This window comes from Bacteroides sp. An279 (assembly GCF_002159615.1).
GTDB classification, from domain to species: Bacteria; Bacteroidota; Bacteroidia; order Bacteroidales; family Bacteroidaceae; genus Phocaeicola; species Phocaeicola intestinalis.
Window position 1 is genome coordinate 1 of the sequence record NZ_NFJA01000124.1, and the last position, 7865, is coordinate 7865.

The 7865-nt window shown below is 47.2% G+C and carries 4 protein-coding genes; all 4 read right to left on the reverse strand.

What is annotated here, in order from left to right; translation table 11 throughout:
• Positions 1-108: 108 nt before the first annotated feature.
• The 4 genes from B5F78_RS15255 to B5F78_RS15270 all read right to left on the reverse strand — a co-directional run bounded on the left by B5F78_RS15255 (position 109) and on the right by B5F78_RS15270 (position 7712).
• Complete coding sequence (locus B5F78_RS15255; RefSeq protein ID WP_087207902.1) at positions 109-1128, reverse strand: endonuclease/exonuclease/phosphatase family protein; 1020 nt, start codon at positions 1126-1128, stop codon at positions 109-111.
• A gap of 15 nt (positions 1129-1143) precedes the next feature.
• Positions 1144-2409: a DNA/RNA non-specific endonuclease gene (locus tag B5F78_RS15260; protein ID WP_087407136.1), complete on the reverse strand. Its 1266-nt coding sequence runs from the start codon at positions 2407-2409 to the stop codon at positions 1144-1146.
• A gap of 122 nt (positions 2410-2531) precedes the next feature.
• A complete protein-coding gene (locus tag B5F78_RS15265) occupies positions 2532-4970 on the reverse strand; it encodes a choice-of-anchor J domain-containing protein (RefSeq protein WP_087407137.1) in 2439 nt (812 codons plus the stop codon).
• A 24-nt stretch (positions 4971-4994) separates the two neighbouring features.
• Positions 4995-7712 carry a TonB-dependent receptor gene (locus tag B5F78_RS15270; protein ID WP_087207898.1) on the reverse strand — a complete coding sequence of 906 codons (2718 nt, stop codon included), beginning with the start codon at positions 7710-7712 and terminating at the stop codon, positions 4995-4997.
• Positions 7713-7865 lie beyond the last annotated feature (153 nt).

Sequence of the window (7865 nt, forward strand, 5' to 3'; positions counted from 1 at the left end):
CCTGTTCTTCGTCAGATAGCCCGCTATCTTCCTCATCACAGAAGCGAAAATGCCTCAAAAACTCATCCCAAATCATCGCACGATAAATTCAAAACAGCTTCTTACTTATTACCGCTTGATGAAATAAACCACGGTGGGCAAATGGTCGCTATAGCCGTTCAGCCAACGCCCTCCGGCTTGCGTACGGTTGGGATAACCGGCATATTTTCCTTCGGTCTGGAACAGATAGTCGCGTTTGAATATCTGATGGCTCTCGTACGTCAGCTTCCGGTGCCGGCGGTTCAGGAAATTGCCGGTAAAGACTATCTGGTCGAAAAGGTTCCATTTCCCCCGGTACTTCAATGTCCCGTCACCTCCTTCCAACGTATTCCACCACGGATTATACAGTTCTTTCTTTTTCACATCCTTGGCATTACGTTTGGCTCCGAGCGATTCTGCCATGCTCTTGTCCATCGGGTCGTCGTTCATATCCCCCATAATGACAATCTTGATTTTCGAGTCCAGACGTTGCAAAGAGTCTTTCAAGGCACGCACCTGCACACCGGCACGCTCACGAGCCGGAGACTTGGCTCCACGCGAAGGCCAATGATTGACAATAAAAGCTACCCGTTCGCCTGCCAATTCTCCGTCCGCTATCAAGAAGCCACGTGTAGGCCTGTCGGACGGCTCCGCAAGCTGATAAGGCACCAACCTTGTAGATTTCACCTGATAAAGTTCCGGATTATAAAACATGGCACAATCGATGCCCCGTTCGTCCGGCCCTTCGTAATGGATAATCTGATACCCCCGTTCCTTCAACGCAGGCTGGGCTAACAAGTCTTCCAGCACACGGCGGTTTTCTACCTCTGCCATGCCTATCACCGCGGCTCCTTCGTCCACCTTATCCGTAGCCAACAGGCTCAATACAGTCGACATGTGCTCCAATTTCGACTGATATTTCTTATCATCCCATTTATTCCGTCCGTCCGGCAAATATTCATAATCGTTCTTCCCTTCATCGTGAACGGTATCAAACAGGTTTTCCAAGTTATAAAACGCCACTCCGTAGAGTTTCCCTTTCTTATTCTGTGCATTACCTGCTACGACCAGCAGGAACAGAAAGAGTGTCAATCCGATTCTTTTATACATATTCCTTCAATTTTATCACCAACTCCAGTCACTTATCACCGCTTCTGCTTCTACCTGATTCTCTACCGCATCATCCAGATTGCAGAAGAAATCAATGCCTGTCTTCCGTTCCAGCTCATCCACCGGAATCACATATTTTTGCAAATCTTCCGCTTTCGGATTACGAATCAATCCTTCCTGATGAGGTATCAAAAACGCAATGGCATGAAAATCATTTCCCTTTTCAGTCAATACAGCCATAAAATAGGACGCAGGACATGCCAATCCGTGTATGGTAAAACCATTTTCATCGGTCGTAGGAGTTCCTCCCGAAACGTGTGTACCGTTAAAGTTCACCAATAATTCATTGAGGGTTCCTCCTTTTGCCACATATACTTTATCGTAGGTTCCTGATGCTGTAGAACGTCCCCACGTCTGCACTTGTTCTTCCAATCCACGCCAAAAACCTCCGTTAAAGTCATTCAATTGTGGCGACATGTTGCTATAATAGAAGGTCTGCTCGTTGGCTTCTTTCGTATACACCCGGTCTTCCGAAGCGCATAAATGGCCTTTATCGAAACCGTCACTCTTATGGTCTACTTCTTCCGTACGCATCTCTTCCGGCAACTCTTCGTCTACCGCCCACGCATCGGTACGTGATACTTCATCAGCCGAAGTCGTTTTATCGAAACTGAAAGCCACCCAATTGGCGTGCCGCTTAGCCGCATTCCACTCCAGTGCATAATTCAATACCCGATTACCGTTTACCTCAATGTCATGTGCCACATACACATTCGAATCGTTCAGGCAAGGCATTTCGTATTCCGTCACGTAATCATTACCGGCATTCGCATTCCAGTTTCCAGCCGGAGCATCTTCTTCCACATATTCAATCGTTACATTGTTTCCTTCGATGTCTATTACCCGGAACTTCAGATAGCGGTAACGGTCGGCACCCATACACCAAGCCCAATAAGCGGCATCTTCCTCGATGTCAACCGATTGTTGCCAACCGGCTTCTTGTACAGGTACTTCTGGCATGGCGTCCAAACGTCCGGCATCGCTTTTTGAAAACCAGTAGACATCCCCATGAAAAGTCTTGTCTTGAATGTAGAACGGATAAGTAAACCCTTCGGGCTGGCATACAGAGAACCCCTCAGAAGCACTTTCGTACCCTTTCAATACCAATGTGACCGCTCCTTCTTGCGTGGTCTCATTCTCAATGGTTATCGTATCATTGTCGCTACACCCGACTACTATGAAGCCGAAAAGCAGCATGTATATTCTTAAAACAGATTTCATATATTCAGTAACCGGTTAATAATTAAAACGCAGATATCCGCAGATTCACGCAGATTATAATTCCAGTCTGCACGAATCCGCGAATATCTGCGTTTCTTTATGTAATCATTTCATTTTATAACTTATTCAGCCTCATTCACCACGATATTCTTGAATTCCCACGTAGGAGCAGCCGTAGAATTGCTGATGTAAACAAAGGCAATCCGGATGGTTTGTCCTGTGTATGTACTCAAATCGTACGGACCTACCGGATAGAAATCCCATGTCTGCCCGTCAGACCATTGCGATTCATCGAATATCAAGTCTTCCCATGTGCAAGACTCTACATTGTCTACATAATCGGTAGAAATCTTAATCTTGAAATGGTCGGTCAACGCTTCACCATTCAGATAACGGTGCGCTTCCTCAAATGCCACCTGCGGAGCCATGGCTTCCGACAAATCTATCACCGGAGATACCAGCCAGCTTTCTGCCGGATAATTCGTATTGTTATAGTAAGCAGATGCTTTCCAGCCATATTGTTCCGTGTTCGACCATACATAGTTGACGCCTTGCATCGAAATGTCCTGGATGGTAAAACCACCTTCATCACCCAACAAGCTTTCATTCAGGTAAGTGCCTGCCATAGCCACATATCCTTCTTCGGTTTTTTCGAAAGTAGTGGTACGGGAAGAATAAATCTGCGATGCACTCCAGCCGGCATCGTACGTATATTCCGTTACAGCCATTGTTCCGTCGGCATCTGCACGGTAAACCACGGCAGCCTTATCACCTTTCGCGGCAAACGGGAACTTCTGAACCAGATAGATGGGGAATACATTGGCAGGCCGCGATACATAGTCGGCACCCAATTCGGCATACATAGCCGGGTCGGCAACCACAACATTCGCATCTTCATTCGTATATTCGCTCCATGCACCTTCACGATATACGTAAAGAGCAGCGGTATTGGCGTATGCGCCCGATGCACGGCTCATCTTCAACATCTGGGCTGCGACTTCCGATTCGGGTACTTCCTTGAAAAGGCATACATCCCAGTATTGTCCGTTTACAATCGCCAGATTCTTGATTTCGGCAGTAGGCGCACACAGGTCAGTGCTCTTGTAAGCGAATGCCAAGGTAATCTTTTTCCCTGCAAACTGCGCCAGGTCTACGCTTTGAGCGATGAAATCCCAACGGTTAAATCGAGAACCATCATAAGCTAAATCTGTCCACGTAGCTGCCTGTACATCACCGGTATAATCAGTAGAGACTTTCAGTTGCATAAAATCAGCCGCATTGTTCCCATTCAAGAAATTGAAAGCAAAATCAAAGTTCAGTACTGGATTCTGCGCTTCCGACAAGTCGATTTCGGAAGACACAAACCAGCTTTCGGCTGCCAAGTTTTTCTTATTTGCATCATCATATCCTGTCGCTTTATAATAACCGTATGAGGCATCATGAGACCATACAGCAGACAGATCTTCAGGAACAGTAATGTTTTTAATAGCAAACAATTTGCTTTCTTCCTTCATCGCATCCTCCACATACGTGTAGCGCGAAGCTGCATAGCTTCCGTAGCTATACGAATCGTTATAAAGAGTCAGTTTTACGGTCTTGTCCCTTTCGATATTCTTCAGCTTAAACGTGCCGTCTCCGTTCGACTCAAACGACCATTCTCCGCCTTCCGTTGGTAAAGAAGTCGTAAAGTTAAAATTATCGTGTGTCTCGTCCATGTAGATGTACTGCATGTAGCTATTCAACAACGTATAGCCTTCCGAACCTTCTTCGATCGTAACAACCTGCTCTGAACCGTTATCCGAAGAAATAATGCCATCGGTCACGGTAATCGCATCGGGATAGATATATCCATAAGGTTTACTCGGGTCATCCAGCTTGCCGAAAGGATAATAATTGCCATCGTTGGCTTTAGCCGCAATGACGTAATTTCCGGCTTCTCCGTCGAAGGTATTAACCTGCTGATACACTACCGGAATGACACCGCCTCCCGCACCGGGCTCGAACTCCGAGTAAGCATAGTTCACGGCTACCATATCTCCTTCTTGCGGGTCTTCCATTCTGGATTCCAGTACCGAAGGAATCTGTCTCAGTGTAGACGGAGACAAGTAAGTAGCGGTAGAAGTCCCGTTCCATACGCTACGGTAATCGTTATTGGTCAGTGTGTAATCCGAAATCTTCTTGAAATCGGCCAGATAGCCCGACTGCCCTCTGTACATATTATATTGTACCGAGATGCGCGAACCGGTATCGGCATTCGGATATTTATAATCGATAAAAGCAGGCAAATACCATTCGGCTTCCGTGGCATCGGCAAAATACTTGTTCTTGCCGATGGCTTCCAAAGCCGCCACATAGGTCTGCCCTTCCGGGTCTTTCGACAAGGCAAGTTCCTTGTTCGCTTCCATTCCCGCTATGGTTCCGTAATCGGAAGAAGCCAGCTGGATGGTAACGCCCGTCTTCACATCGGTCAGGGAAGAATCAATATTAAACTGGTCGTTATAATCTTCGCATGCCGACAAGCCCGCCAGCAATACGGTCGACATCAATATTATCTTTTTCATATACTGCATTTCTTTTGTTTAGGATTAGAAATTTACTTTCAGTCTCAAGCTATACGTACGGCCGAACGCATAGTAGCAATAAATGTTGTCGGCGGTAGCTTCCTGCAGGGTTGAAGAAGAAAGCGTATTCGGATTGTATGCCTTCGAGATATACTGGTAATCCAGCAAGTTGTTCACGTTTCCGGAAAGGATAGCATTCAGCTTGCCGATCTTGAAGCGGTAAGAAGCATTCAGGTCAAACTGGCTGGCTGCCGGAATCTTCCACGGGTCGAGCACAGATACCTCCCTGCCCAACGACAGGTTGCTTCCCGACAATGAATAGTACGCATAGTTGCGTCCGTAATACGTCCAGTCGGCACCTACACGGATGGACTTGCCAATCTTGAAGGTAGCGCCGATAGCCGCCGTGGTCTGTGCCGAACCTCCTACACGCACACCTTTCAGGTTAATCTTGGCATTGGCATGGTCGGCAGCACCTACTGTGGTAACGGTTCCTTCAGCCGTCAATGCCTGACCGTAAGCATCGTAAGCATATCCCGTAGCGTTGCTGTCCCATTTCCAGTCACCCAACGAGAACATACCCGTCAGCTCCAGCCAGTTCAACGGAGTGATTTTCACATCCAGCTCGATACCTTTGTGCAAGGCGTTCACACCGGTCATGTTCATGAAATATTCCATCTGGTTATCCATCGTACCGCTCTTGGTCATGGTCTTGTCCAGCCATTTGGTATAATAAGCATTCACGTTCGCGCTCAGCCACTCGTTGCGGAAACCGTATCCCAACTCGAACGACAAGACTTTCTCGTTCTTGGCATCCTTGTTGATGGCATGGCTCGTAGTGGCTTGCATGAAAGCACCGTAAGAGAACTTCGGCGCACGGCTGATATATCCTAAGTTAAAGAATACATTGTGATTGTCGGTGATGTTGTAGTTGGCACCACCCTTTGCCGTAAAGCCCAAGAAGCTGATTTTATCGGATTTGGCATGAGCCTCGTCGTAATAGAAACGGTCGTAACGCCAATACGTGGTATTCGATAACGAACCTGCCACGAAAGCCGAGAGCTTATCCTTGTTGAACTCGGTCTGGAAGAAAGCCCCCTCTTGCAATACGTGTCCGTCATAGTCACGGTACACCACATCGCCTACACCCAGTTTCTGGTATCTCCATGCCGAATTGGCAGCATTGGCATTGTTTTCCACCTGTACATCGCCGCGGGTAGAATCCATGAAATACTGGCCGCCGAACAGATCCGAAATCTCGTTCGTATGCGTACCTTTATAATAACGGAAATCGATACCTCCGTAGAAATCGAAGTATTCGCCGAACTTGGTCGTATAGGTAGAGAGCAAACCATACCAGTTATGATAGTTCTTCGACTGGCTCATGACCATCATCGAACCATACTCACTTGCCGCATTGATGTCTTCGATTTTTCCATAATCGAACGTACCATCGGCTTTACGATACTCGGTCATTAATTCGCCATAATAACCTCCATTCCAGTCGCGGTATGAATACCCATAGTCTTCATTTGCCTGACCTGAATTTCCGTAACCGCGTCCGATAGACACGTATGCCACCGTACTCAGCGATGATTTCTCATCAATCTGCCACTGGTGGTTTAAGCTGATTTGCGGCTTGTGGTATACGTTGTATTCCGAACTCCGACGCTGACCGTTGTTATCGAATCCGTACGTAGAGTTGTATTTGTAATTCTTCACCCCGAATACCTTTTCCACATATTGCCAGCCGGCAATGGTCAGGGCACCGTCACGCTGGTAGTGCTTTTGCGGAGCACCGAAAGCCGTCAACGACAACTGGTGTGCCTCATTGATGCGTTTCGAAATGTTCAGGAAATAATTGTATCCTTCGAAGTCAGTGCCTTGCACATAACCGTTACCCCACGTACGGGCACCGAGCAACGTCATTGCCCAGCCGCTTTTCGACACACCGGTAGAAACGCTGAACAAAATCTTGTTCATGCCGTCGTTCCCCATCGAATAAGCAAGGGTTCCGCCTTTTTCGCTATCCAGTCCGCGAGTTACGATATTAATGGTACCACCTACCGAAGGAGCCGATACCTTCGAAGCACCCAAACCGCGCTGGGTCTGCATGGTGCGTGTCACATCGGTCAGTCCTGCCCAGTTCGACCAATAGATGCCTCCCCACTCCATATCGTTCATCGGCACACCGTTCACCATCACGGCGATATTCTCGTTGCCGAACCCACGCATATAGATTTCAGAGTCACCATAACCTCCGCCTTCCTTGTTGGCATGCACACCCGGAGTCGACTTCAGGATTTCGGGAAACTCCTGCGTACCGAGCTTTTCTTCAATAAAGTCCATGCTTACGCTGGACACGGCTACCGGCGTCTTGCGGGCGATAGCCACCGACGAAGTAATCACCACGTCCTGGAGCATCTGTGCATCCGATTCCATCAGGATGGTACCCAAGTCTACCTCTCCATCCTTCCCGATTGTTACGGTCTTCTCTTTATAGCCCAAGTATGTAAATACGATGGTAACTCCCTTTTTAGCAAGCTTCAATGTGAAACCTCCGTTCACATCGGTGATAGCCCCCTGCGTAGTCCCCTGCACAGCAACCGTAGCCCCGATAAGAGGCTCGTTTGTACCTGCATCCACCACCATACCTTTCACGGTAGCCTGTGCCACCGCCGTAGCTGTACAACAAATGGTAAGCACAGCAAACAGTAAGAAATGTTTCAACTGATCTTTCATACGTCTCTTTTTAGTTTTGCATTATTAAAAGATTATGAAACAAATATAAGAAACTGTTTTGAATTGATTCAAGAATAATGTTATAAGCATCTTCAGATCTCAAATCAGTCGGTCAATTGGAAAAATGTTATATCTTTAAAGGTACCAAACAAT

Excerpts from the sequence above, each read along its gene's own strand:
- B5F78_RS15255 (WP_087207902.1), bottom strand. The coding sequence starts at position 1,128 with ATGTATAAAAGAATCGGATTGACACTCTTTCTGTTCCTGCTGGTCGTA.
- B5F78_RS15260 (WP_087407136.1), bottom strand. The coding sequence starts at position 2,409 with ATGAAATCTGTTTTAAGAATATACATGCTGCTTTTCGGCTTCATAGTA.
- B5F78_RS15265 (WP_087407137.1), bottom strand. The coding sequence starts at position 4,970 with ATGAAAAAGATAATATTGATGTCGACCGTATTGCTGGCGGGCTTGTCG.
- B5F78_RS15270 (WP_087207898.1), bottom strand. The coding sequence starts at position 7,712 with ATGAAAGATCAGTTGAAACATTTCTTACTGTTTGCTGTGCTTACCATT.